We start from the raw sequence: 25,532 nt of genomic DNA, 5'->3' as shown, positions 1-25,532 counted from the left end.
AAATTCAATCGAAGCGCAGGCCAAATGAATTCAGCGCAGCAAAATAGGGCGAGAAATGCGCGCCGCGCATAACAAAAACAACAAAAATAGCCGGGATAAGTAGCCTAACATGAAGTGGCCACCCATTTGACGAGGCTGGAATTCCAGCGTAAATGCAATTCTACCGCCAAAAACCATCGGACGGGACACTTATCCACAAGACAAGGGGGGGCTTGCATGTGACATGCGCGCGCCTTTTTTCATCTCCTTTGCAAGGGCTTTATAGTGCGAGCGCCCGGCTTATGCAACTGTAAAGTGTTGACGTAAAACAAAAAAGCAGATTAAATAGAGGGTTCGCGCAAAAAATTTAGCGGGAAATTCTGTCGGATAAAGCTTAACGTGCCTTTAGCAGCATTTTTGCCCCGATTGAAATATTAACTGGACACGAGAACAATCAACGCGCTGCCCTAGCGGGCGGGGCTTGTGAGAGCAATAATCATGAAACGTACTTATCAACCTTCTGTCACACGCCGTAAACGGACTCACGGTTTTCGCGTCCGCATGAAAACTGCGGGGGGACGCAAAGTTCTGAACGCACGCCGTGCAAAAGGCCGTAAGCGTCTAGCCGTTTAACGCGTGAGCGTTTAATACGCATTCCATCATTTCCTTGCAGGCCGCCAGCGTTGGCTTTCCGAGAGCCGCCAGACTCTTAAAACCGGATGAGTTTTCATCGGTTTTTCGCGAGCGTCCTTGGGGGCGCAGCCTGCATTTTGTATTATATGGGCGACGCACGGGTCAAGCGGCACGGTTGGGCTTGGTGATTGGGCGCAAGTATGCGTCGCGTGCGGTCAGCCGCAATTTAATTAAACGCATTGCCCGCGAGATATTTCGTCATAAGCGCGCCGAGTGCTACGGGTGGGATATTTTGTTACGGTTACATATCAAATTGGACCGAAAGACCTGGCCTAGCGCTTCATCTGGGGCGTTTAAAGCTGTATGCAATAACGAGCTGGAAACATTATTCAGCGAGGCTATCTGTAGCCGCATCAAGCGCTCGACATGAGGTTTGTGATTTTTATGCAAAAAATACTGCTTATGTTGCTGCGTTGTTATAAATTGATGCTCAGTCCATACCTTGGCAATCGCTGCCGTTTTATACCCTCTTGCTCAGATTACGCGCGCGAGGCGATCCAATATTATGGCGCGGCGCGTGGCAGTTATCTTGCCTTCAAAAGAGTGTGTCGTTGCCATCCGTTTGCAGCAGGCGGCATCGATTCGCCGTTACCGCTCAATCTTTCAGGCGCAGATGCCGCCCCCCAGTATCAAGACGAGACAAAATCAAATGGATATTAAACGCAATATTTTGTGGGTTATTTTAGTGATTTCGCTGGTGATGCTGTTTGATAATTGGCAGCGTTACAATGGGCGCCCCGCCAGTTTTTTTCCTGATCCCGCGCCGGCGCAGACTGTGAGCCAGAGTACGCTTAATCCATCGCTTACGGCTTCCCCATTGCTCGGCGCCGCGGCGGCCCCGGATACCCAGGTGGCGGCGAATAGCGAAAAAATCCATATAAAAACCGATGTTTATGAGGCAGAGATTAATACGCAGGGCGGTACATTATCTAAACTGTCTTTGACTCGGCACGCGGATGGACAGCAAGAGAATCAGTATGTGACTCTCTTTGACGAGACGCCAAGCCACGTTTATTTAGCTCGTACGGGTTTGATTGGCGGTGGTTTTCCGAATCATAATGATATTTTTCGTGCCACGCCTGGTCCGCGTGAGCTGACGAGTGGAGCCAATACGCTTGAGGTCTGCTTAGAATCTCCTGTGAAAAATGGCGTCAAGTTTGTAAAGCGTTACACCTTCACGCGTGGCAGCTACGTGATTGGCGTTCAGCATGAAATCGTTAATGCCAGTTCAGTGCCGGTGCAGCCTGTACTGTATATGGAATTGGTGCGCGATAGTGCACCCGTTGAAACGCCACGCTTCTCGTACACCTATATTGGACCCGTCGTTTATACCTCGCAGCAAAATTTCCAGAAAATCGGTTTTAGCGATATTGATAAAAATAAAGCCAACTATGCTAGGCAAGCCGATAATGGCTGGGTCGCCATGGTGCAACATCACTTTGCCTCGGCATGGCTTTTGCAGCAGGGGGTGACGCGAGATATCTACGTACAGAAAGTGGATTCATCGTTGTATCGAGTCGGAACCAAGCAAACTGTACAAACTCTAATGCCGGGGCAAACCGTCCAAGTACCAGCGCGCCTTTTTGCGGGCCCGGAAGAAGAGCGCATGCTTGAAAATATTGCGCCAGGTCTTGAATTGGTGAAGGATTATGGTTGGGTGACGATTATTGCCAAGCCATTGTTCTGGCTGCTTGAAAAAATTCATAATCTACTCGGTAATTGGGGATGGTCAATTGTTGCTTTGACTTTACTCATTAAGGCGGTCTTTTTCCCATTGTCGGCTGCCAGCTACCGCTCAATGGCTCGCATGAAAGAAATTTCTCCGCGTATGCAGGCATTGCGAGAGCGTTTCAAAAGCGAGCCGCAAAAAATGAATGCGGCATTAATGGAGCTTTATAAAACCGAGAAAATAAATCCATTGGGAGGATGCTTACCCGTTGTCATCCAAATCCCGGTTTTTATTTCGCTGTATTGGGTGTTATTGTCGTCAGTAGAAATGCGAGGCGCCCCGTGGATTGGCTGGATTCATGATTTATCACAGCAAGATCCTTATTTTATCTTGCCAATTTTGATGGCGCTTTCGATGTTCGTACAGACGCGCCTAAATCCAACGCCACCGGATCCACTCCAGGCCAAAATGATGATGTTTATGCCGCTCGCATTTTCGGTGATGTTCTTCTTCTTTCCGGCTGGTTTAGTGCTTTATTATGTCGTGAATAATGTGTTGTCTATCTTGCAGCAATGGTATATTACAAAGCGAGTTGCGCGGTAATTTTGCATTGATACCAACCCCCTGGAGCACGCTAGCCACGTGCTCCAGGCAATGAACCCGTTAATTCTGGCACGATGCACGGTGGCTGATAAGTCATTTATCCTTCGATGTGAAGCCGCCTAACTCTACTGCGCACAAAGCGATTGGGGGGCGTCATTAAAATGAAAAAAACAGATAAAACGGTTAGCTCTCGCAAGGAAGCATTGACCGGCTTAGCGGTAGACATGATGCAGACACGTGGTTTTGGAATTGCATGCTGGGGACTGCTTGCTGCTAGGCAAAGGTGAGCAGCATGCGGTTCTGGCGCTGACCGATGCGATGTTCTTTGTCGCCCATCGTGGTGGCATTGAGATGATCAATTAAAGATCGTACCCCAACCCAACCAGATTAAGCTGCATCGTTTAGTCGACGCGAGCCCATTATTCAAACTCACCGGCTTTAGCCAGTGATTGTTTATTCAAATAATGATGACGTTGTGGGAGTATGAGAAACCAGGCAGATTTAACCTCAAAAATCTGCCTGGCAAAAAGGCCGAACCATAAGTTTGGCGAAGATCCTTTAGTCCGGCACTTTCCCGTAGAACTGTGTAATCAGTTCCTCTATTAAATATCTTTGATGTTCTGGCAGGGTTTCAATTTTCTTGGCCAGCGTAACCGTTTCTGGAGAAGGCGGATATTTAGCTTGTTTAAGCTTAACCTCCTTGGCTTTTAGGAGCGCTGGATCGGGTGGCGGCCCATAGTGTAGCCAATGCTCACCAACATCAAGCCATTCGGCTAGCGTCTTGATTTTATCGGCAGTGGGAATGGCGCGGCCCGTTAACCATTTATGCGTGGTCTGCACCGAAACCCCAGCACCGTCTCGGTGCTGTAGATTAAAGAGGCGCGCTAAATCTGTAGCGCCCTTAACAGGTTTGGGGCCTCGCTTTAACGCAAGCCGCAAACGCTCTGAGAAGGCGGATCTTTCTTGATTGGATGGCATATAGGAATTCTGACTCATCAGATTTCCCTATGGTTCAACCTTTTGTGATAGATATGCCTAAATTAGTTTAGAGTTTTGCTTATAACGGATATTTTTTAGAGTTTTGTGTCTTTATTGAGCCAAATGCAACGCTAAATCGGGCTCAATTTGTCTTAGCGCGATAAGCCCGCAGATAGAGTTTGAGTGGGTTGGCATATGTGCACAAACGCTATTTCCATAATTTTTTGTTGTAAGGAGTGTGCAATTGAGGTGCGACGTAATAAAGATAAGCATGTTTCCGCATCCATAGCCAATTTATTACATGCGTGTAATCGTTTATATCGTGTAGTGGCTTATCGATGATTATTGCCGAGATGGGCTATGCGCCGATGAAGCGAGAGCACGAACCGACCCGTGCTTCCAGGTAAGCGCCACTCGAGAATGGAGTGAAGGGCTGAGTCTTAGTGATCATGTCCCCCCTTTTCAAGCCATGTGGTGGGGGTTAATCGATGCAAGGTAGGTGTGCAATCTGCGATAGAAATATCCAAGCACTATCCCTTAAGCGTTCCAAATAGAACGACCGAAGCGAAATGATCGCCGCGCGGTGACAACAACCTATGATTTTGTATTGATGGCGGCCTCGGAAAGGCTCCGCCCCGCCACTTCTCGCGTTCCTAAGCTAAGCGAGTTACTCAGGTCCTTGCCCGTAAAACTGAGTGATTAACTCTTCTACCAAGTATTTTTGATGCTCGGGCAATGCCTCAATTTTTTTAGCCAGCTCAATGGTTTCAGGCGAAGTTGGGTACTTGGCTTGTTGAAGTTTGGTTTCTTTAACCTTTAATAAACTTACATCGGGTGGTGGCCCGTAATGCAACCAGTGCTCACTGACACCAAGCCAGTCAGCCAGCGTTTTGATTTTTTCCGTAGTTGGAATGGCGCGGCCGCTTAGCCATTTATGCGTAGTTTGCACTGAAACACCGGTGCCATCATGCTGCAGATTAAAAAGGCGTGCTAAATCCGTCGCCCCTTTAACAGGCTTATGACCACGCTTTAATGCGAGCCGCAAACGCTCTGAAAAACTGCTTCTTTCTTGATTGGTTGGCATAAAGCGATTCTGCCGCATCATTTCTCCTTTAGGCTAAACTTTTTGTGGGATATTTAACTAAAATAGTTTACATTATCCATCAATTGAGATATTTTTATCCTATTTGGCATCAAAAAAGGGCGTTGATAACGCTATTAGGTCGCGCGTAAAGGTTCTTTTACAAGCACAAACCGTAAGGGCTGTGACCGTCTACGCAACTTTGCGCAGCCTTTGAAAAAGGAGACGTACTGATGAATAAGTCCCAAGCTATACTTTTTAAAGAATTAGTATTTAAGCGCTATACCGATTATTTTTCGCTTAAAACTTTGCAAACCTTGTCACGTAAATCAATCGGTATTATTCCATTGCCGGTTTATTTAGTTTTGGTGGCCTGTTTAGCGACTATGGTGCTGAACCACCAGCTCATGGGCAACAATATTTGCACGATGATTGCCTTGTTGGCGGTATGTGGCTATACCTGTTCTGCAATTGGTCAATCAATCCCGTTTTTCCGCCGCATTGGGGGCTCGGTCATTATCGTGACTTTTGTCCCGGCCTATTTGGTCGCTCACCAGTTATTGCCGGCGGATTTTGTGCTTCCTATTCAAGCCTTCTGGGAAAATAACCACCCGATTTATCTATTTATCGTTGCAGTGATTGTCGGGAGTGTGTTGAGCATGGATCGCCAGGTGTTGATCCAGGGATTTATAAAAATTTTCGCTCCACTATTAATTGGCTCGATTGTGGCCGCAATAATTGGCACTTTAGTGGGGTTAGCGGTAGGGTTTGATTTATTCCATATCATTTTCTTTATTATTGTCCCTATCATGGCCGGTGGGCTTGGCGAGGGGGCGATTCCGTTATCGATTGGCTATGCAAAGATCCTAGGCCACCCACAGGGAGATTTATTAGCCCAAATTCTACCGGCAATTATATTCGCCAATCTTTTTGTCATCATATTGGCGGCTGCGTTGAACCTTTTGGGGCGTCATTACCCGCGTTTTTCAGGGGATGGGTGTTTGTTAAAAGCGGATAGAGAAAAAGACGATACCGTTAACGCAGAGAGCTCGCATGAAAATGTCAGACCGTTGCTCACCGATGTAGCGACAACCGGGATGACGGCGATCTCTTTTTATTTGATTGGGGTGCTCACGCATCAATTGTTTGGTTGGCCAGCACCGATTGCAATGCTTTTGATAGCGATCTTAGTTAAGTTGTTGAATCTGGTTTCGCCTGCCATGCATCAGGGTGCGGTTGGCTTGTATCACTTTTTTGTAAAGGTCACGATTTATCCTTTGCTATTTGCGGCTGGAATGACGATTATTCCATGGGATAAACTCGCCGCGGCATTTAATCTGCCGTTTATTGTGACGGTCTTTGCAACTGTGATTTCGTTAATGGCGACTGGATTTTTCGTTGGCCGTAAAGTGGGCTTATTCCCAATTGAAGCCGCGATTGTCACGGGCTGCCATAGCGGCATGGGAGGAAGCGGCGATATAGCCATTTTATCTGCAGCACATCGCTTATCGTTAATGCCGTTTGCGCAAATTTCCACACGCATTGGGGGCGTTATTGTTGTCATCATCGCCCTGTTAACAATTGGCTTTTTAAATTAAAGCCCCATCCAATTCATTTAATTTCATCCGATCTGTTGAGGGCACAGCTCACTTTTGTGGCTGTGCGCAATCAGGTTATTTTCAACTCAATCTAGGAGCGCAGCTATGACTTCCAACACTTATTGCAGATCTGTATTATTTACACCGGCATTACGACCGGAGCGTATTGCTAAGGCGGCGCAAAGTGGCGCGGACGTTTGCGTGATTGATTTAGAAGACCCCGTGGCTTTTAATCTAAAGCATGAGGCAAGGGAAAGACTTGCTCAATGCCTGGCTACCCCGCACTCTGAACGAGTCAAATTTGCCGTGCGGGTCAATTCATTGCGTACCCAGGATGGGCTGAAAGATTTACTTGAAATTTTCCGACAAACGAAGTTGCCTGATTATATCCTTTTGCCCAAAGTGGAAAATCCTCAGGAGATCATTATTACTGAGGAAATATTGGGTCAAAAAGAGCATGCTGTTCAATTTTTAGCGTCGGTTGAAACGCCAGCAGGCATCGCTAATGCTAAAGACATTGCAATGGCCTCTTTACGGCTGAAAGGGCTTATTTTTGGCGCTGCTGATTACGCCAGTAGTATGGGGAGTGCGATTACCTGGGACAGCCTTTATTTTGCCCGGGCGCAGGTCTTGAATGCGGCTAAGATAACAGGGCTTGAAATGATTGATACGCCCTATTTTGATGCGCATGACATCGACGGCCTGATTGCTGATTCACTCAGAGTTCGGGAACTTGGCTATACCGGGAAATCTGCCATTCATCCGTTACAAATCCAACATATTAATAAAGTATTCCAGCCAGATGCAGCTGAACTTGAGAGAGCAAGGCGCATTGTGGCCACCGCTCAGGAAAATGAGGGAAATGCTTATTTATTAGAGGGTACTTTGATTGGCACGCCATTGATTAAAGCTGCTCAGAGATTGTTAGATAAGTATGATCAAACCGGTCGATAGGGTTGTATAGACGGGTTTGGGTTGTTGGACTCTCGGCTTACGCCGAGAGTTTGTATTTTGGACTGAGGCGCATCATGTAGAAGGTGCTCAATCTATCAGAACAACATGGCGCAAACGATCTTTACGCAACGATCGCTGCCGCACGCTATTTTTATGGCGTCTGCCTGGTGCGTAAATATATTGCATCATGATTGGCATTGGCAACAGGTTTGCGCTAAACGAACAGATCGTCGCCTCTCTGGCACGGCAATTGGAAGTCGACCATGGGCGCGGCTTTGGCGCCAAGAACCTGCACCATATGCTACGCTTTGGCGAGGTGTTCGAGGCCGAAGACATTGTCTACGCGCTGAGTAGACAATTGAGTTGGACCCATTTGCGTAGCCTGATCTACATCGACGATCCCCTCAAGCGAGAGTTCTATCTGGAAATGTGTCGCAACGAGGGATGGAGCACTCGCACCTTGCAAGGGGACGACTCGATTCCATGTTGTTCGAGCGCACAGCACTCTCGCGTAAGCCCGACGAATTGTTGAGGAGCGAACTGGCAACCTTGCGAGATCAAGGGGTGCTCGGCCCAAATCTCGTCCTGAAGGATCCCTATGATGCAATTGGCCGATGACAACATTGCCTAGCAGCTCATGGCGGATGCTTTGTTATACGAGCAGCAGACGCCTCTTTTTTCATGGGGAGGTGCCCGCTTAGTAGAAAAGGGTGACGCTCGCATCCGTTATCTGGAAGCGTTAAGAGCGGCAGATAAAGGAGATATGCGATTACTGCTTGCTTTCGTTCGAACTTAAGTCTTTTTGGTTTTTTTTGCTGCAGGAGTTTTTTTAGCGACCTTCTCTTTCTTTTCAAATTCAAACCCAACTTTGCCATCTGCTTGCTTAACCAGATAAGCTTTAAACGGGCGTCCCGTACGCGCTGACTTAAAATGAGTCAGTAAATCCGTGCGGCCGGTGTTTAGCAGCTTTTCCATCTGTTCGCGGGAGATTTCTTGCTGTAAGACGATTTGACCTGAGCGAAAAGTGCAGCTTTTCGGATGAGCAACGGTTTTTTCGCATATATAGTTTAAGCCATGCTCAAAAACAGCGCTGTTGCATTTTGGACAAGGCCCGAGCGATGTCTGAGAAGAAAAATCAGGTAACTCGCTATCTTCCTCGTTTTGCTCCTGACCAAAATCAAATTCGAGTTTGTAATTGTCTATTTCTGGATCTTTCACCAGTTTTAAGATGGCGGCAAAGGGGCGCCCCATTTTGCTGCGAAAACCAGAAAGAGGTCCAATGGATTTATCGCTAAGCAAACGTTCAACTTCTTCAATTTCAAATTGTCGCGACCCGGGTATTTTTGTAATTGAAAACTCGCAGTGGGTGCACGCAAAGCGCCGGTAATTTTCTTTTACTTGGTTGCCGCAATGTGGGCAAGGGGTAGAGAGTGTGGCGTAGTCGCCTGGTATGGTATCTGAATCGTACTCTTTTGCGCGTTTGACGATCAGTTGCGTCATCTGCGCGATCTCGAGCATGAAGGTATCGCGGGTGAGGCGGCCATGCTCCATCTGCGTGAGTTTAAACTCCCACTCTCCGGTCAGTTCGGCTGCAGTGAGCTCTTTGACATTGAGCCCACGCAGTAGCGTCATTAACTGAAACGCCTTAGCGGTAGGAAGTAACTCTCTTCCTTCGCGAATCAGGTACTTTTCGGTGAGTAACCCTTCGATAATGGCAGCGCGCGTGGCCGGCGTTCCTAAGCCTTTGGTTTCCATGGCGACGCGCAGCTCATCATCTGCAACCAATTTCCCCGCGCCTTCCATGGCGGATAGCAAGGTGGCTTCGTTATAGCGAGCAGGGGGTTTAGTGGTGAGCAAATGCACCGCAATTTTATCGGTTTTAACGGTTTCTCCCGCGGCGACCGGCATTAAATTGGCCGTTTCATCCTGTGCCTCGCGTCCATATACTTGCAACCAACCTGGCGTAACCAGAACTTTACCTTCGGTTTTGAAATGGTGGCCAACGACTTCGGTAAGACGCGTGGTAAGTTGATATTCCGCTGCCGGAAAAAATATGGCTAAAAAGCGTTTAACCACAAGATCGTATAATTTTTGCTCTGCTTCCGATAAATTTTTAGGCGCTTGTAAGGTTGGGATAATTGCAAAATGGTCGCTGATTTTCGCATTGTTGAAAATGCGGCGATTAGGTTTGACCCAATTTTTATCGAGAATCTGTTTCGCAAAAGGGAGATAATTATGACTGTCTTTCAATACTTCAAGCGTACTTTTAACGGTGCTGAGGTAATCTTCAGGCAAGGCGCGCGAATCTGTGCGCGGATAAGTTAAAACCTTATGCTTTTCATATAGAGCCTGGGCCAGCGCTAGAGTATTTTTTGCAGAAAAACCAAAGCGCCCATGGGCCTCACGTTGCAAACTGGTGAGATCAAATAGTAATGGGGAGAGCTGATTTGAGGTTTTGGTTTCTTCCGTAACGCGACCCGGTTTAGCGCGGCACGCGGCCACGATAGACTCGGCCGCGGCTTCGCTCCACAGACGTGAGTCGCGTTGTTCTGGATCGAAGTCATTTTTCTTAAATTTGGGATCAAACCAACGGCCTTCATAAAAACCGGCCGCACACACAAATTCAGCTTTAACCTCCCAGTAATCACGTGGCACAAAACGGCGGATCTTTTCTTCACGCTCAACCACAACCGATAGCGTGGGGGTTTGCACCCGCCCAACCGTAGTTAGGAAAAATCCGCCGCCTTTGCTGTTAAAGGCGGTCATCGCGCGGGTGCCATTAATTCCGACTAGCCAATCGGCTTCGGAACGACAGCGAGCGGCATCAGCGAGCGGTTGCATCTCATGATCGCTGCGCAAATGGGCAAAGCCCTCTCGAATCGCCTGTGGCGTCATGGATTGTAGCCAGAGTCGTTGCACCGCCTGCTTAGCCTTTGCATGTTGTGCGATGTAACGAAAAATTAATTCGCCCTCGCGCCCGGCATCGCAAGCGTTGATCAGAGTATCAATATCTTTGCGCTTAATTAGTTTAGTTAGAAGTTTGAGGCGCGTTTCGCTTCTGGCGATGGGGTGTAAGTCGAAACGGGGCGGAATGACGGGCAAATGAGCAAAGCTCCATTTGCCACGTTTGACTTCGTATTCTTCGGGCGCAGCAATTTCTAGCAAATGACCGACGGCTGACGATAACACGTACTGTTCGCTTTCAAAGTATTCGTCGTGTTTAGTAAAACCGCCTAAAACACGAGCGATATCGTTTGCAACAGAAGGCTTTTCGGCAATGATCAGAGCTTTAGGCATGAAAAATATAGAATGGATCTTGCAAACGGCTGTTTTATAGCACAGTTTTGGAAAAATGCGTGGTGAGTAGAGGGCGTAGCTTAGGCGCAGCAGTCGCGGTGTTACTTGAAACTAAGCTGGCCAATAAGCGCTCGACCACGGTCGCATAAGGGAGTACGGTACCAAAAAAACAGGTATTGTATGCATTTTCGATTAAAAGTGTTGGAAAATCCTCAATCTCGATTCCATCAAGTTGGTCGGCATGGGTTTCTATATCAATCCAAACAAAGCACATAGATTGATGGGTGTCGGCAAGTGCATTAAAAAGGGTTTGGTAGGCCCGGCAAGCGTCGCACCACTGAGCGCACAGACAAGCCACCAGTAGAATCTCTGGTTGGGTGAGCTGGGCAGCAATGGCTTGGGCGTCTGTATCGAGGTTAAACGCGGGCATAAGCGTGTTTCTCCTTTGCGCTGGAACAGTTTTAGCAGCTTGCCGCATCACGTTGAATGCGTTCTACGCGGCCGCCAGGCAATGCTGTAATCCAACCACTTAGCTCTAATTGCAATAGTGTTGCTTGTAGTATCGCACTGTTTAGCTTGGTGCGCGCGGCAAGCAATTCGAGCGAGGTTGGATCATAATTGAGTGCCGCAAGTACGCAATGCGCGTTGGCATCGAGTGTGGCGGGCATATCATTGGTTTGCAGAGTGTTGGCCGGAGAGATGATTCTGGCTACCTCAGAATTGTGTTCTGACCGATTCAGGTTATGGTGCATGTGCGGTTGAGGCGGGTGATATATAGCAATGGGCTGAGCGGATAAGGATGGCATTTCTTGGGTTGAGTCGGTATGGTCTTTTGCGCTTATGGTGGCGCTGAGCGGGCCTTTGTGCCGTATCTCATCTAGTATATCTTGCGCGCACTCGACGAGCTTTGCGCCTTCTTTGATGAGTCGGTGACAGCCTTTGGCAAGAGGGGAATGGATCGAGCCTGGTAGCGCGAACACCTCACGCCCCATTTCGCCAGCTAAGCGGGCCGTAATCAAAGAGCCAGATTGGAGGGCGGCTTCAACCACCAGTACCCCTTGCGTTAACCCAGCAATTAATCGATTGCGCTGCGGAAAATGCTGCGCGCGCGCGTTTGTACTCAGCGGCCATTCAGAGACCAGCGCGCCTTGCGCTGCAATTTCATGTGCTAGCGCATGGTGGCGTGCTGGATAAACTAGATCAATGCCAGTACCTGCGACGGCAATTGTACTGCAAGGGCTATCCAGTGCGCCCCGATGCGCAGCGCCATCGATACCTAGCGCTAGCCCGGATACAATGGTTAAGCCTGCGTGAGCGAGGGTGTGCGCAAGTTGTTTAGCATTCGCGAGCCCCTGGGGGGTGCCGTGGCGGCTGCCGACAATCGCTAGCGAGGGCGCATGTAATAATTCGAGTCGTCCCTTTACGTACAATAATGCAGGTGGATCCGCGATCTCGAGTAGCATGCGTGGGTAGGTTGGATCGGCCAGGGTGACAAAATGATTGCCGGCAATCATCATCCAATTGCGCACGCGAGCAACCTGCTTAGCAAGGCGCTCGGAGTTGACGTGTTTCAGAGCTTCTGCAAGTTTGGCGCCGACGACTTGTGCTAACGCTGCTTGCGATTGCTTAAAAATATATTGCGGTAATCCATACACGCCTAACAAACGACGGATCGCAATTGAACCTGTGCCACGCGTGCTAATCAGGCGTAGCCATGCAGAGATTTCATCGTCGGTGAGAGCGAGAGTTTGCATTTTAGACGTGCGGCTCGAGGCGCTAGCCTCGGTTAATGAGCCATGTTAAGATCAATTGCTAATTAATACTACGCCATGCATCAAGTAAGGTTGAGGCGTTAAAAAATCTTTTTCAGAAGCAAACAAATATTTTTCTAGATTGTGCATGGACTCGTCGATGCTCGCAAGCTGGCTATTTGGCTATAAAATGGATGAATTATGGCTTTATTAAATATATTAAATTACCCCGATATTCGGCTGCGGAAGAAGGCTAAGCCAGTTGCGGTTATCGATGAGCGGATTCACCAACTGGTGCGCGATATGGCTGAAACTATGTATGCTGCGCCAGGTATTGGCTTGGCTGCAACTCAAGTGGATGTGCATGAGCGTGTCGTGGTGATTGATATTTCCGAAGCGCGCGACCAACTGCAAGTATTGATTAATCCAGAACTGATTTGGTTAAGCGAAGATAAAAAAGTTTATGAGGAAGGTTGTTTGTCCGTGCCGGGTATCTATGACAAAGTAGAGCGGGCAGATCGAGTACGTGTGCGGGCGCTTAATGAGCGCGGTGAAAGTTTTGAAATAAATGCGGAGGGTCTACTGGCGGTCTGCATTCAGCACGAAATGGATCATTTGCTGGGTAAAGTGTTTATTGAGTATTTATCGCCGCTGAAACAAGCTCGCATCAAAACAAAAATGAAAAAACTGACGAAAGCAATGTAGTTTGCTGTGCTTCTAATAACACTCAAAATTTAATGTCAAACAAACCGGTATCCGTAAAAAAGCTCACCTCGCTTTCTTTTCAACCCAAGCCGCAATCTATCCGCTGGCTTCTTCTATGGTTGGTGATCGCCTATGTACTTGTAGGCGTATTTGGGCGTGATCCATGGAAAGCGGATGAGCCCTATTCATTCGGGATGGTCTTAAATTTTTTGCACGGGCTAGCTTGGAGCGTGGATTGGATCGTGCCTCACGTTGGTGTAGATCCTTTTGTTGAGAAACCTCCCTTGATGTATTGGAGCGCGGCGCTATCGGCCCACTTAACTTCAGCCTTTTTGCCATTGCAAGAGGGCGCGCAGTTGGCTGTTATTGCCTGGATGGCGGTTACGCTGGTTGCATTATCGGCAACGGCTCGTTGGCTGTATGGTAGCCGGTATAGTGTGCTGGCCTGTATGCTTTTGCTCGGAACATTAGGCGTTGTTGTGCATGTGCATAAATTGATTGCTGATGTGCCGCAATTGGCGGGTACAGTATTGGCGCTAGCTGGGTTGGTGCGCTTTGTGATGGCGCCGCAAGCGCCAACTTGGAAAGCTGGGCTAATGTTAGGGGTTGGCGCAGGTGTTGCGTTTATGAGCAAGGGCGTTTTGGTGCCGGCTCTGTTGGCATTGACTTATTTAGCCTCGGTTGTCTTGCTGCCTGTATTTCGCACGCGTCAGTCCGTTGTATTGTTATTGTGGGCGGTTTCAGCGGCATTGCCTTGGTTGTTAGTTTGGCCCTATTTATTCTGGCGGGCTTCGGAGCCATTATTTATTGAATGGTTCTGGAATAATAATTTTGGCCGGTTTTTCGGCTTTAGTGAGGTTGGTGAGGCGCGTTCTAATTATTGGCAAGATATAAGTTTGGCTATCACGCTAGCATTTCCAGCGGGCTGGTTAGCCGTCGCAGAATTGTTCAAACGCTGGCGCACCTATTCCACTGCAGAAAATGTGCGCAGCACGGCCGTTTTTAGCGGCACGAAGAATGAAATTAAATCGGCGCGCGCGGTTCTTTGGATTTATGTAGTCATTTTTTATACGGTGTTGTTAGGGATGTCGGCCTCGCTACGCGAAGTCTATCTCTTACCGGTATATCCTGCATTGGCGCTACTGGGCGCTAGCATCGCTTTGCCGGCACGGCTAGATCGCGTTTGGCGTAAGGTTTCCGTGATTTTCTTCTCGGCCTGCGGCATTTGGGTTTGGTTTTGCTGGGGGGCGTTATTGGCTGGCGACGGTCATTTAATTCCGCCCGTATTTGCGCGTTGGTTGCCGTTAAATTACGTACTGCGGTTCAATCTGGGTTGGTTGTTAGCTGGCCTGAGCTTAACCGGATTATGGATCTATGCAATGGTTTGGCGTGCGCGCCTGGGCGCAATTGCCATGAGCTTCGCCGGCATAACGTTAATCTGGGGGCTATTGCACACCGTGTTACTGCCTTGGTTGAATGAGGCGCGGAGTTATCGGAGTGCGTTTAACGCATTAAAAATGGTCTTGCCTCAGCAGTATGATTGTCTGGCCGTATTTAATGTAGGCGAATCGGAGCGGGCGATGTTGCATTATTTTATCGGCGTTAAGCCCGTGCAAAGCGCATCTTTAAATGCAATGACCTGCCAGGTTGCTTTGGTTTTAGATAAAGCCGACCATCGTTTTTCGGCTTTGCCACCGGATGCGTGGCGGGAAATTTGGCGCGGCGGCAGAATGGGCGATGAAAATGAGCGCTTTCGCGCATATGTGCGGCGAGAATTCAGCCTGAATCAGAATCAATAGAATAAAGTGAAAATTTGCGATGTTCTTGCAAAGCGCGCATACGTCCCCATCTCTTCCAAGAAGAATGATGAGATAAGTACTCTGTAAAACGAGTGCATTAAGATGTACGAGGAGTAGGATATAGCTATGTTTAATTGGCTTAAAACAACTGTTTTGATGGCCGCTATTACCGGCCTATTTATTGCCATTGGCGCTATGATTGGCGGGCAGCGGGGAATGTTGATCGCTTTGTTATTTGCGTTGGCCATGAACTTTTTTTCCTATTGGTTTTCCGACCGAATGGTGTTGCGCATGTATAACGCGCAAGAAGTTGATGAAACGAGCGCGCCCCAGTTTTATCGCATGGTGCGTGAATTAGCCATCCGCGCTGAATTGCCAATGCCACGTGTCTATCTAATTAATGAAGCGGCGCCAAACGCTTTTGCTACTGGGCGTAACCCGCAGCATGCTGCGGTAGCTGCAACCACTGGGCTTTTGCGGATTTTATCCGAGCGCGAAATTCGAGGCGTAATGGCGCATGAGCTAGCGCATGTGAAGCATCGAGATATTTTACTTTCAACGATTTCCGCCACGATGGCGGGAGCAATTTCAGCGTTGGCTAACTTCGCCATGTTCTTTGGTGGGCGCGATGAAAATGGTCGTCCGACTAATCCATTAGCGAGTCTTGCCGTGGCGATTTTTGCACCCTTAGCCGCAGCGCTTATTCAAATGGCGATTTCTCGCGCGCGTGAATTCGAAGCAGACCGAGGTGGTGCTCTCATTTCTGGCGAGCCGCAAGCGCTGGCTTTAGCACTTGAAAAAATTCATCGCTATGCAAAGGGAATTCCTTTTGCCGCGGCTGAGTCTCATCCAGCGACAGCCCAGATGATGATTATGAATCCTCTCTTAGGCGGCTCGCTTGCTCGTCTTTTCTCAACTCATCCCGAGGTTGAGGAGAGGGTGGCGCGTTTGATGGAAATGACGCGCACCGGACAGTATCCAATTTGAATTAGATGTGTAGCCACTAGCGCTCATCATAGAATGAATATCTCAAGGCGCTGTTTTCATGTCGCGTAATTTAAGGATTATTTTTGCGGGTACCCCAGCATTTGCTGCGACCACTCTCGCCGCGATTCAGGCAGCAGGCTTCGTAGTCCCGCTGGTGCTGACGCAACCGGACCGGCCGGCTGGCCGCGGTATGAAGCTAGCGGCAAGTCCAGTGAAGCAGTTCGCTCTTAAACAAGGCTTACTGGTTATCCAACCTCCGTCGCTACGCGCGGATGGCCGCTTTCCGGCGCAAGCAATGGCTGCGCTTGAGCAACTGCGTTTAACTCCGCACGATGTTATGGTGGTGGTTGCATATGGTTTGTTGCTGCCGCAAGCCGTGCTTGAGATTGCGCCGCACGGTTGTATCAATGTTCATGCTTCCTTGCTGCCGCGCTGGCGTGGGGCGGCGCCAATCCAGCGCGCGCTTGCCGCAGGAGACGAGCAAACGGGCGTCACCTTAATGCAAATGGATGCAGGGCTGGATACGGGCCCCATGCTCAAGCGCGCCTCCATACCCATCTTAACTTCAGATACGGCAGCATTGCTGCATGATAAGTTGGCATCTTTAGGCGCACAACTGCTGGTTGAAGAACTTCACATGTTGGCCGAGCGAGGTGAACTGCAGACAACGCCACAGCCTGCTGAAGGTGTGACTTATGCAGAAAAAATCAGCAAGCAGGAAGCGCGGCTTAATTGGCAATTGCCCGCTGAGGTGCTTGCGCGTCAAGTGCGGGCTTTTGATCCGTTCCCTGGCGCGCTAGTGGTGCTGGATGGAGAGCCTCTTAAAATCTGGGCAGCAACGCCGGTTGCCGCGCACAAAACGGCTAGGCCAGGAGAAATCATTCAAATCACTCCCGATGCGGTAACCATTGCATGTGGCGCGGCTGCGCTAACGGTTACGCAATGGCAAAAAGCCGGCGGCAAAAGGCTTGCAGTGAGTGAGTTTCTAAAAGGTTTTGCGTTGCGAGAAGGGCAGTGTTTTGCGGTTTAACGAATTGCATACCAAACGCCGCGGCCACTACCCTGTTGATTCAAAAATTTCTGTTCGACGAGAGCGCGAAAATGATCTTGGCGATCAACGTTAAAATCGCACAGGATCATGCAACCAATAATACGCCCATTTACACCCATTTATACACATTCACCTCTATTTAATGCCCGTAACCCAGACGACCTCTCATTTTGCTATGCAGCCGGCTCCAGATTCGCTTGCTTTTGCTCTTAATAACGCAGCGCGTGCGCTTGCTGTAGTTCGCGCTGGGACGGCATTGCCTGCTGCGCTGACCGCATTATTTGCGGAAATTGAGGTTCCCGCCGCACGTGGAGCAATTCAAGACATTGCTTACCGAACCTTACGTGCATTAGGTCGGGCAGATGCACTACTTGCTGCGCTGGTGCGTAAACCTCCTACGGCACCGGTTGCAAACCTGTTGACCTGTGCTTTGGCTTTGTTAAGCGATGAGCCTGATGCGGCTATTTATGCACCTTTCACCGTAGTTGACCAGGCCGTTTGCGCGGCTAGCGTACAACCTGAAACCCATCCGATGAAAGGGTTCGTGAATGCCGTATTGCGTAATTTTTTGCGCTCGCGCGCTACGTTATTGGCGCAAATTATGCGTAACCCGGTCGCACGCTGGAATCATCCACGCTGGTGGATTGATGAGGTACGAGCTGCGTGGCCTACTGCGTGGGAAGGGATCTTGTCAGCCGGCAATACGCATGCGCCGCTGACTTTACGCGTTAATCAACGCCGTTCGACCGTTGCTGAATATCTTGATGTCTTACATACTGCGCAGATTCCTGCCGTAGCAGCAGGCCCAAGTGCGGTACGGTTATTGCGTGCATTACCCGTGGAGCGTGTGCCCGGCTTTATGCAAGGTGTGGTTTCGGTGCAAGATGCGAGTGCGCAGAGGGCCGCTCCATTACTTGAGGTTCGCCCCGGGATGCGGGTGCTGGATGCGTGCGCCGCGCCTGGTGGTAAGACGGGACATTTGCTTGAATTAGCGGAGATCGATTTAGTCGCCCTTGAGGTGGATCAGGCGCGTGCCATGCGGATCAAGCAAAATCTAGATCGTTTGCAGTTAGTCGCGACGGTCTGCATTGGGAGTGCGAGTTCTCCTGAGCAATGGTGGGATGGGCAGCTATTTGATCGGGTGCTGATTGATGCGCCGTGTTCTGGTTCAGGTATTGTGCGTCGTCACCCAGATATTCGCTGGCTCAGACGCTCCACTGACTTGACTGCGCTGGCGCGCGAACAACAGCGTATGTTGGCGGCTCTTTGGCCATTGTTAAAACCAGGTGGTGAATTAGTTTATGCTACTTGCTCGATTTTCCCGATAGAAGGTGAAGGCCAAGCGCAATGGTTTGAAGGAAAACAACAAGATGCTGTACGATTGAGTGCTCCGGGCCAAATTTTGCCCTCTACTGCGCTACCAGACGCTGGCTCAAATATAGAGGATCGGGATGGATTTTTTTATGCTCGTTTTCGTAAACAGTGACTGATTTGCGTCTTTTTCTACTCAAATGGATCGTGGCTGCCGGGCTTATCTGGCCTGAACTCGCTTCAGCGCAAGCGAATACGATTTATGTGCAGCGCGCCTCGCTTGAAGCCGATCATCTGGGCTGGGCGCTTGATGCTCGTTTTGAGTTTGTTTTAAACGAGAGCCTGGAAGATGCGATCAATCGGGGCATACCACTTTATTTCACCACTAATTTTGAATTGACGCGCTCCCGCTGGTATTGGTTTGATGAGGAAACCGTGCGCGTGGCGCAAAGCATACGGTTGTCATATCAGCCGCTGACACGCCAGTATCGACTCTCAAGCGGTGGTTTGCAATTGGGTTTCCCAACCCTTGTAGATGCTCTTAAGGTCATTAAACATGTCAATGTATGGCATACCATCGACCGCGCGGTAGTGGTGCCGGGGAATGTCTACACGGCGTCCGTGCGGATGCAGTTGGATACCGCACTGATGCCTAAACCCTTTCAAATTGATGCTGTGAATAACCGTGATTGGAGGCTTGCTTCCGATTGGAAGCGATTCGAGTTTGTGGTGAATCAACATGCCAAGTAACGCTTCCTTCACACGTTATGTGGTCCGATCGCTACTCACAACAATAGCGATCGTAGCGTTATTGTTGCTAGTACTGTTGGCGTTAGCGAGTAGCGCCAATACGGAGTTTTTCGATCGCTATTATTCATGGTTATATTCAGCCAACATTGCGATTGCACTGATTTTCATGTTAATCGTCGGTGGTCTGATATGGATTATCGTCACTCGGTTACGTCAAGGCAAATTTGGTGCTCGGCTGCTCGCGAAACTCGCCATATTTTTTGCTCTGGTTGGGGTGCTGCCAGGTGGCATCCTCTATTTGGTCTCGCTGCAATTTGTTTCGCGCAGTATTGAATCGTGGTTTGATTTAAATGTTGAAAAGGCATTGGCCTCTGGGCTTGATCTTGGCCGTGGCTTGCTCGATAACTCATTAGCTGATCTGCATAATAATGGCCGTTTGATAGCAAGTCAGCTCGCGGCCGCAGATGAAACCAATTTGACGCTGACTTTATTGCGCTTACGCGAGCAATTTGGGGTGCAAGAAGCCATTATCGTATCTTCGACAGGCCGGGTGTTGGCGCAAGCCTCTCCTAATTTTACGGCCCTTGTGCCAAATGATTTACCGACTCCTATGATGTTGCGTCAAGCTCGGACAGCCGGTTATGCCGGACTTGAAGGCGAACTCGACGCTGAATCTACGGGCCAACTCATGGAGAGTGCCAAAGGCGCTCTCCGTTTGCGTGTAGTGGTGCGGATCCCCGCTGATTATCAAAATTTAGGGCGTCAAGATGAGCGTTTTTTGCAGTTAACACGCTCCGTGCAGCCCCAATTGGCGCGTAACGCAGCGGAGATGCAACGTGCTTGGCGTGACTACCAAGAAAAGGCATTGGGCCGCACTGGATTGCGTAAAATGTATATTGGCACGTTGACGCTGGCCCTCTTTTTGGCAACTTTTATTGCAATGATGTTGGCGTTTGGGTTGGGCAACCAGCTTGCTCGGCCCCTCTTTTTACTGGCGCAAGGTACGCTAGAAGTGGCGCGCGGCGATTATCGGCAAAAATATGAAATCAACACTAACGATGAGCTTGGTTTTTTGATGCAGTCGTTTAATGCAATGACTCGGCAGTTATCGGAAGCGCACGCAGCCGTTGAACGTAATCGGGTTGCCTTAGAGAATTCAAAAGCTTATCTTGAAAGTGTATTGGCGAACTTAACCGCGGGCGTATTTGTGTTTGATCGGAAATTCCGCCTCACGATTGCTAACGTCGGGGCTGAGCGAATCTTCCGCCAACCGTTGCAAGGGCACTTGAATTATTTGCTTGAAGAAATTACTGCCTTGGCAGGTTTTGCTTCAATGGTACGCAAGGCTTTTGCTGTGCGAGATGCTGAACTGGCGACAATCGAGGGGGATCTGGGGCACTGGCAGCAGCAATTTGAAATCCAGATCCAAGGAGAAGTAGATCCGCTTACCTTGCTCGTGCGAGGGACGCGTTTACTATTGCCAGCCATTGAAGCGAGCGGTGAAGTGGTGTCGGAGAAAGGCGCTGTGATTGCAGGTTATGTGGTTGTGTTTGATGATATTTCAGATATTATCTCGGCACAACGCTCGGTCGCTTGGGGTGAGGTTGCGCGTCGGTTGGCGCATGAAATCAAAAACCCGCTCACGCCGATCCAACTCTCGGCCGAGCGGCTGCAGATGAAGTTAGCCGAAAAGCTTGCTCCTGCGGATGCGGAGGTTTTGCGACGAGGAGCAACTACGATTATTAACCAGGTGGCGGCGATGAAGCAGATGGTTGACGATTTTCGAGAATATGCGCGGATGCCGCCGACAGTGCTGCATGATTTGCAATTAAATGATTTAATCACAGAGGTGCTGGCGCTTTATGGTGTTGGCGAAGAGAAAAGCTTTATCCAAGCTGATTTAGCTCCATTGCCGATGATACGGGGTGATCCAACGCAATTGCGCCAGGTGATTCACAATCTGCTGCAAAATGCACAAGACGCTGTGGCAGAGGTCTTTGCGCCGCATGTGCTGATTGAGACAAAAGCAGTAGAATATGAGCACCCAGACATACCCAGTAAGAACTGTTTAGCGGTGAGGCTCAGTGTAATGGATAACGGTTCTGGCTTTCCAGCACGAATTCTTACGCGTGCTTTTGAACCTTATGTGACGAGCAAGGCCAAAGGTACAGGCTTGGGACTTGCCACGGTTAAGAAAATTATTGATGAGCATGCTGCTAGTATTAGTATTCGCAACCGCCCACCGGCGGATGGAGCAAGTATAGGGACGAGCGGCGCGCAAATTTCGATTCTTTTCCTTCAATTGGCGGATGGTGAGTTAGAGCCGTACACAGGAAAGTTAATCTCAAGCAAAATCGAGCAGATGGCGAGACAGCAGACAAAGGTAGTTTAAATGGCAACCATTTTAGTAGTAGATGATGAAATGGGTATCCGAGAGCTTCTCTCGGAAATTCTGAACGATGAAGGTCATCTGGTAGATGTCGCTGAGAATGCGCAAGAAGCTCGCGCGTACTGTATGCGTCAAGCGCCTGACCTAATTTTGCTCGATATTTGGATGCCGGATACGGATGGCATTACGTTACTCAAAGAGTGGGCTGCGCGGGGTTGTTTAACGATGCCGGTGATCATGATGTCTGGACATGCAACAATTGATACAGCGGTTGAGGCAACTCGGATTGGAGCATTTGATTTTCTTGAAAAACCGATTGCGCTGCAAAAATTATTACAGGCGGTTAAGCAGGGACTGGTGCGAGGAGCGGAAATGAATGCGCGCACGAATACTCAATTCATGCAGCGGCCAACGGCCCAGCCCGAGTCAGAGTTAGCCGCCATGCCGTCACTCGGGGCTGTGGCTTTGTCAATGGTGAGTCATAGCGTAGCAGAAACCGCCATAGCGTCACCGAGCGAGTGCGTTACGATTTCTCTAAAATTGCCACTGCGTGATGCACGCGATGCTTTTGAGCGTGCCTATTTTGAATACCATCTGAAACAAGCAAACGGTAGCATGACACGTATTGCTGAACGGGCCGGCCTTGAGCGCACGCATCTTTACCGCAAATTAAAACAACTGGGCATAGAATTGTGCAGAAATCGGGCTGACTCATGACTCTTTTTTATCGACATCATGTTTTTTTCTGCACCAATCAACGCGCGAATGATACGCGCCCTAGTTGCGCGAATTGCAATGCACAAAAAATGCAAGAGCATGCAAAAAAAAGAGTGCGCGAACTGGGCTTGAGTGGGCCGGCACACATTCGCATTAACAAGGCGGGCTGTTTGGATCGTTGTGAGCAAGGTCCGGTCGTAGTGGTATATCCGCAAGGCGTTTGGTACACCTATATCGATGAGGCTGATATTGATGAAATTATTGATTCGCACCTGGTTGGCGGCAAGATTGTTGAGCGTTTATTGATTCCGCAAGGAGATTCTCTGGCTCCTTAAAAAGAACGGGGATTATCTTGAGCGGTAATTGGTTGAGGTGTTTAAACTAAAAAATGGCAGACCCGAAAAAATATTTAATTGATGGGCCAATTGGTAAAATCGAAATAGCGATCGATTGGCCGCCGGAGAGCGAGGCGCAGAATGTTCCTGCTCGTGGTATAGCGTTGATTGCACATCCGCACCCATTACTCGGGGGAACGATGGATAATAAGGTGGCTCATACCTTAGCGCGCACTCTCATGCAACTGGGTTACGTTGCGGTTCGTTCAAATTTTCGCGGAGTGGGTCGCACCGAAGGCGAGCATGATCATGGCCTGGGTGAGCAAGACGATTTGTTGGCGGTGCTCGAGCATATTCGCACCCAGCCACTTTGTGCCGATGGTCCACTTGTATTAGCGGGGTTTTCGTTTGGCACTTTTGTGCTGTCGCATCTTGCGCAACGCTTGGCGCAAACGAATACCCAGGTGCAGCGGCTGGTTTTTGTTGGCACTGCTGCTGGTCGTTGGGCCGTGGCCCCTGTGCCAGAGGATACGATTGTCATTCATGGGGAGCAAGATGATACGATTCCGCTAACCGCGGTTTTCGATTGGGCGCGCCCGCAGGAATTGCCGGTCACGATTATTCCAGGCGCTGACCATTTCTTTCATCGCAAACTTCATCTACTTAAACGAATTATTGTAGAGAGCTGGCGCGTATAGTAAAGTGCGATAGCTAGCCGTCAGTGCCCATTCCCCGTCGCTTTTCTCGGTCTTATTTTATGCAAACTATGCGCTTTCCGATTTTATCCTCATACTTCGTTTCATCCTTATTAGGCGCTTGTTTGGCCTTAACGGCTGCTTTGGCGCAGGCGCAAGTGCCGCCGCCTACGCTGTTAGCGCGTTCATGGGTATTAATGGATGTAACGAGTAATCAGGTGCTTGCAGCGAGCAAGGCGGATGAGCGTGTTGAGCCCGCTTCGTTAACCAAATTGATGACGGCTTACCTGGTGTTTGATGCGCTTAAAGCTAAAAAGATTGATCTGGCGCAAACGATCATCCCTAGTGAGGCAGTGCGGCGCGTTAAGCCAGATGAGTCGCGCATGTTTATTCAAGCGCATAAACCGGTTACGGTTTCGGATTTGTTGCATGGGATGGTGGTGCAATCAGGAAATGATGCAGCTATTGCGTTGGCTGAATTAATTGGTGGCAATGAAGCTAATTTTGTGGACCTGATGAACCAGGCGGCCCAGCGTCTAGGGATGAAACACACGCATTATGCTGATGTGAATGGTCTACCTGACCCGCAACACTATACTTCAGCTAGTGATGTTGCCCTGCTATCGGCGCGTTTGATACAAGATTTTCCAGAGTATTATTCGCTTTTTGCGCTGAAAGAATATACCTATAATAAGATTCGGCAGTTTAACCGGAATCGATTGTTATGGCTTGATTCCACGGTCGATGGCTTAAAAACAGGGCACACTACAGCGGCTGGTTTTTGTTTAGTGGCATCGGCGAAACGCCCATTGCCGCAAGCGTCAGATGTGAGCCGGCGCTTAGTAACCGTGGTGATGGGGGAGCGCAAAGAGCATGACCGCGTGCAAGACAGCCTGAAGATGCTCAATTACGGTTATCAGGCTTATGATATGGTCCGGCTTTATCCTGGGGCGCAGCCGGTTGACACGCCGCGGCTTTTTAAGGGTATATCTAATACGCTTAAAGTTGGCGTAAAGTCAGATAAATTCATCACTGTACCGCGTGGTGTCGGAGATAAGATTAAGCCTATGGTGCACTTAGATGCGCCTTTGCTGGCTCCAATTAAAGACGGGCAAACCGTTGGCGTGGTGAAGGTTATGGCGGATGACAAAGAAATCGCGGCCTTTCCATTGGTCGCCCTTGAAGAGATCAAAGAAGCGGGTTTGATTGGCCGACTGTGGGATACGGCTTTACTCTGGTTGTCAAAAATGTGGCGGAAGTGGGTATGACATTGAGCTCTATGAAAGATTCAACAGTCTATCTAAATGGTGAGTGGTTGCCTCTATCTGAGGCACGTATTTCCGTCTTAGATCGGGGTTTTATCTTTGGCGATGGGGTCTATGAAGTTATTCCAGTTTATCGCGTCTCTGATCAAGGGAAAAATAGCTGGCGGCCGTTTCGGATCGAACATCATTTAGCGCGATTTGTCCGCAGTCTCGCGAAAGCGCGCATTCATGACCCATTTAATGAGACTGGCTGGCGTGCGCTTATCGAAAAAGCCATTATCCTTCATGCTCAACAGCACGCGGATGATGCAAGTTGCCTGATTTATATTCAAGTAACCCGTGGCGTTGCTGCCCGAGCGCAGGTGTTTCCGGCGCACACTACGCCAACCGTACTGGTGATGGCTAATTCGTTTACCCCACCTAGTGCGCTTAAGCGTGAACAAGGGGTGGCCGCCGTTACAGCGTTGGATGAGCGCTGGCTGCATTGTGATATTAAATCTATCTCATTACTCGGCAATGTGTTGATGGCGCAATATGCGGCTGAACGCGATGCACTCGAGACCATCCAGTTACGTAATGGAGAGTTGACGGAAGGTTCCTCATCTAATATTTGGGTCGTAAAAGCTGGCCGACTTTATGCTCCGCCGACTAATCACCTGATTTTAGAAGGCATTCGTTATCGATTGATCGAGGAACTGGCAGCAGAAGCCGGTATTACGTTTGAAGCGCGTCCCATTCCTGAGGCTGAGTTGCGTGCAGCGGATGAGATTTTAATGAGCTCGGCTAGCAAAGAAATTTTGCCGATTACTCGGCTGGATAATTGTGCGGTTGGCGCGGGCCGGCCTGGACCTGTTTTTGCGGCGCTTTATGCAGGTTATCAGCGCGCGAAAGAGAGGTCGCTTGCTGCATAGGAAAAGCGCTAACA

Annotated in this window: 22 protein-coding genes and 3 pseudogenes; 20 read left to right on the top strand and 5 right to left on the bottom strand. The window is 49.2% G+C overall.

All coding sequences use genetic code 11. The annotated features are described in order from the left end of the window. The first annotated feature begins 477 nt into the window (after positions 1 to 477). The 4 genes from rpmH to yidC are packed head-to-tail and all read left to right on the top strand — an operon-like array spanning position 478 to position 2,944. A complete protein-coding gene (gene rpmH / locus MPB2EB_RS08455) occupies positions 478 to 612 on the top strand; it encodes a 50S ribosomal protein L34 (RefSeq protein WP_185181867.1) in 135 nt (44 codons plus the stop codon). A 34-nt stretch (positions 613 to 646) separates the two neighbouring features. Next, positions 647 to 1,042, top strand: a complete 396-nt coding sequence (gene rnpA / locus MPB2EB_RS08450; RefSeq protein WP_370576603.1) for a ribonuclease P protein component — start codon at positions 647 to 649, stop codon at positions 1,040 to 1,042. A gap of 14 nt (positions 1,043 to 1,056) precedes the next feature. Beyond that, the gene (gene yidD, locus MPB2EB_RS08445) at positions 1,057 to 1,332 is read left to right on the top strand and encodes a membrane protein insertion efficiency factor YidD (RefSeq protein ID WP_185181866.1); all 276 of its coding nucleotides are present in this window, start codon (positions 1,057 to 1,059) and stop codon (positions 1,330 to 1,332) included. Beyond that, positions 1,322 to 2,944 (top strand): membrane protein insertase YidC, encoded by a 1,623-nt coding sequence (gene yidC / locus MPB2EB_RS08440; RefSeq protein WP_185181865.1) that lies wholly within the window; start codon positions 1,322 to 1,324, stop codon positions 2,942 to 2,944. The genes yidD and yidC overlap by 11 nt, the downstream gene beginning before the upstream one ends. Before the next feature lie 558 nt (positions 2,945 to 3,502). On the opposite strand, the gene MPB2EB_RS08435 is transcribed toward yidC, so the two are convergent. Continuing rightward, positions 3,503 to 3,922, bottom strand: coding sequence for a transcriptional regulator (locus MPB2EB_RS08435; RefSeq protein ID WP_185182723.1), 420 nt, complete (start codon positions 3,920 to 3,922; stop codon positions 3,503 to 3,505). A 667-nt stretch (positions 3,923 to 4,589) separates the two neighbouring features. Beyond that, entirely contained in the window at positions 4,590 to 5,006 is a 417-nt protein-coding gene (locus MPB2EB_RS08430) for a transcriptional regulator (protein ID WP_185182722.1), read from the bottom strand. 230 nt (positions 5,007 to 5,236) lie between these two features. Here MPB2EB_RS08430 and MPB2EB_RS08425 point away from each other — a divergent pair, with 230 nt between their 5' ends. The 3 genes from MPB2EB_RS08425 to MPB2EB_RS08415 all read left to right on the top strand — a co-directional run bounded on the left by MPB2EB_RS08425 (position 5,237) and on the right by MPB2EB_RS08415 (position 8,087). Continuing rightward, positions 5,237 to 6,601, top strand: coding sequence for a 2-hydroxycarboxylate transporter family protein (locus MPB2EB_RS08425; RefSeq protein WP_185181864.1), 1,365 nt, complete (start codon positions 5,237 to 5,239; stop codon positions 6,599 to 6,601). Positions 6,602 to 6,706: 105 nt separating this feature from the next. Beyond that, positions 6,707 to 7,555 carry a CoA ester lyase gene (locus MPB2EB_RS08420; protein ID WP_185181863.1) on the top strand — a complete coding sequence of 283 codons (849 nt, stop codon included), beginning with the start codon at positions 6,707 to 6,709 and terminating at the stop codon, positions 7,553 to 7,555. Positions 7,556 to 7,805: 250 nt separating this feature from the next. Further along, positions 7,806 to 8,087 carry a DUF1016 N-terminal domain-containing protein gene (locus MPB2EB_RS08415; RefSeq protein WP_198422335.1) on the top strand — a complete coding sequence of 94 codons (282 nt, stop codon included), beginning with the start codon at positions 7,806 to 7,808 and terminating at the stop codon, positions 8,085 to 8,087. A 272-nt stretch (positions 8,088 to 8,359) separates the two neighbouring features. Here the strand turns inward: MPB2EB_RS08415 and MPB2EB_RS08410 are convergent. The 3 genes and pseudogenes from MPB2EB_RS08410 to dprA all read right to left on the bottom strand — a co-directional run. After that, positions 8,360 to 10,852: pseudogene (locus MPB2EB_RS08410) on the bottom strand (DNA topoisomerase III); the annotation flags it as partial. A gap of 34 nt (positions 10,853 to 10,886) precedes the next feature. Further along, on the bottom strand, positions 10,887 to 11,282 hold the full coding sequence (locus MPB2EB_RS08405) for a thioredoxin domain-containing protein (protein ID WP_185181861.1): 396 nt from the start codon (positions 11,280 to 11,282) through the stop codon (positions 10,887 to 10,889). A gap of 31 nt (positions 11,283 to 11,313) precedes the next feature. Continuing rightward, positions 11,314 to 12,606, bottom strand: coding sequence for a DNA-processing protein DprA (dprA, locus tag MPB2EB_RS08400; RefSeq protein WP_185181860.1), 1,293 nt, complete (start codon positions 12,604 to 12,606; stop codon positions 11,314 to 11,316). 198 nt (positions 12,607 to 12,804) lie between these two features. Here dprA and def point away from each other — a divergent pair, with 198 nt between their 5' ends. The 13 genes and pseudogenes from def (at position 12,805) to MPB2EB_RS08340 (ending at position 25,518) form a co-directional block, all read left to right on the top strand. Then, positions 12,805 to 13,308, top strand: coding sequence for a peptide deformylase (gene def / locus MPB2EB_RS08395; protein WP_185181859.1), 504 nt, complete (start codon positions 12,805 to 12,807; stop codon positions 13,306 to 13,308). Positions 13,309 to 13,340: 32 nt separating this feature from the next. Further along, positions 13,341 to 15,107, top strand: a complete 1,767-nt coding sequence (locus MPB2EB_RS08390; protein ID WP_185181858.1) for a glycosyltransferase family 39 protein — start codon at positions 13,341 to 13,343, stop codon at positions 15,105 to 15,107. 126 nt (positions 15,108 to 15,233) lie between these two features. Continuing rightward, entirely contained in the window at positions 15,234 to 16,094 is an 861-nt protein-coding gene (gene htpX / locus MPB2EB_RS08385; protein ID WP_185181857.1) for a zinc metalloprotease HtpX, read from the top strand. A 58-nt stretch (positions 16,095 to 16,152) separates the two neighbouring features. Further along, a complete protein-coding gene (gene fmt, locus MPB2EB_RS08380) occupies positions 16,153 to 17,124 on the top strand; it encodes a methionyl-tRNA formyltransferase (protein WP_185181856.1) in 972 nt (323 codons plus the stop codon). Positions 17,125 to 17,320: 196 nt separating this feature from the next. Next, positions 17,321 to 18,631 carry a 16S rRNA (cytosine(967)-C(5))-methyltransferase RsmB gene (gene rsmB, locus MPB2EB_RS08375; protein ID WP_185181855.1) on the top strand — a complete coding sequence of 437 codons (1,311 nt, stop codon included), beginning with the start codon at positions 17,321 to 17,323 and terminating at the stop codon, positions 18,629 to 18,631. Next, positions 18,628 to 19,206, top strand: a complete 579-nt coding sequence (locus MPB2EB_RS08370) for a DUF4390 domain-containing protein (RefSeq protein ID WP_185181854.1) — start codon at positions 18,628 to 18,630, stop codon at positions 19,204 to 19,206. The genes rsmB and MPB2EB_RS08370 overlap by 4 nt, the downstream gene beginning before the upstream one ends. Next, complete coding sequence (locus tag MPB2EB_RS08365) at positions 19,196 to 21,598, top strand: PAS domain-containing sensor histidine kinase (RefSeq protein WP_185181853.1); 2,403 nt, start codon at positions 19,196 to 19,198, stop codon at positions 21,596 to 21,598. Before MPB2EB_RS08370 ends, MPB2EB_RS08365 begins: the two co-directional genes overlap by 11 nt. Beyond that, positions 21,599 to 21,962, top strand: a pseudogene (locus tag MPB2EB_RS08670) (response regulator); the annotation flags it as partial. Positions 21,963 to 22,132: 170 nt separating this feature from the next. Next, positions 22,133 to 22,312, top strand: a pseudogene (locus tag MPB2EB_RS08665) (helix-turn-helix domain-containing protein); the annotation flags it as partial. Next, positions 22,309 to 22,647 carry a ferredoxin gene (locus tag MPB2EB_RS08355; RefSeq protein WP_185181851.1) on the top strand — a complete coding sequence of 113 codons (339 nt, stop codon included), beginning with the start codon at positions 22,309 to 22,311 and terminating at the stop codon, positions 22,645 to 22,647. The pseudogene MPB2EB_RS08665 and the gene MPB2EB_RS08355, both read left to right, overlap by 4 nt. A gap of 53 nt (positions 22,648 to 22,700) precedes the next feature. Next, the gene (locus MPB2EB_RS08350; protein WP_185181850.1) at positions 22,701 to 23,345 is read left to right on the top strand and encodes an alpha/beta hydrolase; all 645 of its coding nucleotides are present in this window, start codon (positions 22,701 to 22,703) and stop codon (positions 23,343 to 23,345) included. A 59-nt stretch (positions 23,346 to 23,404) separates the two neighbouring features. Continuing rightward, positions 23,405 to 24,610, top strand: a complete 1,206-nt coding sequence (locus MPB2EB_RS08345) for a D-alanyl-D-alanine carboxypeptidase family protein (protein ID WP_185181849.1) — start codon at positions 23,405 to 23,407, stop codon at positions 24,608 to 24,610. An 11-nt stretch (positions 24,611 to 24,621) separates the two neighbouring features. After that, entirely contained in the window at positions 24,622 to 25,518 is an 897-nt protein-coding gene (locus MPB2EB_RS08340; protein WP_370576602.1) for an aminotransferase class IV, read from the top strand. The last annotated feature ends 14 nt before the right edge of the window (positions 25,519 to 25,532 follow it).

Origin of the sequence: Mycoavidus sp. B2-EB (assembly GCF_014218255.1) — a bacterium.
In the GTDB taxonomy this organism is placed as follows: domain Bacteria; phylum Pseudomonadota; class Gammaproteobacteria; order Burkholderiales; family Burkholderiaceae; genus Mycoavidus.
The sequence above is the reverse complement of the archived record's forward strand: the minus strand, read 5'-3'. Positions and strand labels throughout refer to the sequence as shown.

Coding starts and splice junctions, on each gene's coding strand:
- rpmH (WP_185181867.1), top strand. CDS start 478: ATGAAACGTACTTATCAACCTTCTGTCACACGCCGTAAACGGACTCAC.
- yidD (WP_185181866.1), top strand. CDS start 1,057: ATGCAAAAAATACTGCTTATGTTGCTGCGTTGTTATAAATTGATGCTC.
- yidC (WP_185181865.1), top strand. CDS start 1,322: ATGGATATTAAACGCAATATTTTGTGGGTTATTTTAGTGATTTCGCTG.
- MPB2EB_RS08435 (WP_185182723.1), bottom strand. CDS start 3,922: ATGCCATCCAATCAAGAAAGATCCGCCTTCTCAGAGCGTTTGCGGCTT.
- MPB2EB_RS08430 (WP_185182722.1), bottom strand. CDS start 5,006: ATGCCAACCAATCAAGAAAGAAGCAGTTTTTCAGAGCGTTTGCGGCTC.
- MPB2EB_RS08425 (WP_185181864.1), top strand. CDS start 5,237: ATGAATAAGTCCCAAGCTATACTTTTTAAAGAATTAGTATTTAAGCGC.
- MPB2EB_RS08420 (WP_185181863.1), top strand. CDS start 6,707: ATGACTTCCAACACTTATTGCAGATCTGTATTATTTACACCGGCATTA.
- MPB2EB_RS08405 (WP_185181861.1), bottom strand. CDS start 11,282: ATGCCCGCGTTTAACCTCGATACAGACGCCCAAGCCATTGCTGCCCAG.
- dprA (WP_185181860.1), bottom strand. CDS start 12,606: ATGCAAACTCTCGCTCTCACCGACGATGAAATCTCTGCATGGCTACGC.
- def (WP_185181859.1), top strand. CDS start 12,805: ATGGCTTTATTAAATATATTAAATTACCCCGATATTCGGCTGCGGAAG.
- MPB2EB_RS08390 (WP_185181858.1), top strand. CDS start 13,341: ATGTCAAACAAACCGGTATCCGTAAAAAAGCTCACCTCGCTTTCTTTT.
- htpX (WP_185181857.1), top strand. CDS start 15,234: ATGTTTAATTGGCTTAAAACAACTGTTTTGATGGCCGCTATTACCGGC.
- fmt (WP_185181856.1), top strand. CDS start 16,153: ATGTCGCGTAATTTAAGGATTATTTTTGCGGGTACCCCAGCATTTGCT.
- rsmB (WP_185181855.1), top strand. CDS start 17,321: ATGCAGCCGGCTCCAGATTCGCTTGCTTTTGCTCTTAATAACGCAGCG.
- MPB2EB_RS08365 (WP_185181853.1), top strand. CDS start 19,196: ATGCCAAGTAACGCTTCCTTCACACGTTATGTGGTCCGATCGCTACTC.
- MPB2EB_RS08355 (WP_185181851.1), top strand. CDS start 22,309: ATGACTCTTTTTTATCGACATCATGTTTTTTTCTGCACCAATCAACGC.
- MPB2EB_RS08350 (WP_185181850.1), top strand. CDS start 22,701: ATGGCAGACCCGAAAAAATATTTAATTGATGGGCCAATTGGTAAAATC.
- MPB2EB_RS08345 (WP_185181849.1), top strand. CDS start 23,405: ATGCAAACTATGCGCTTTCCGATTTTATCCTCATACTTCGTTTCATCC.
- MPB2EB_RS08340 (WP_370576602.1), top strand. CDS start 24,622: ATGAAAGATTCAACAGTCTATCTAAATGGTGAGTGGTTGCCTCTATCT.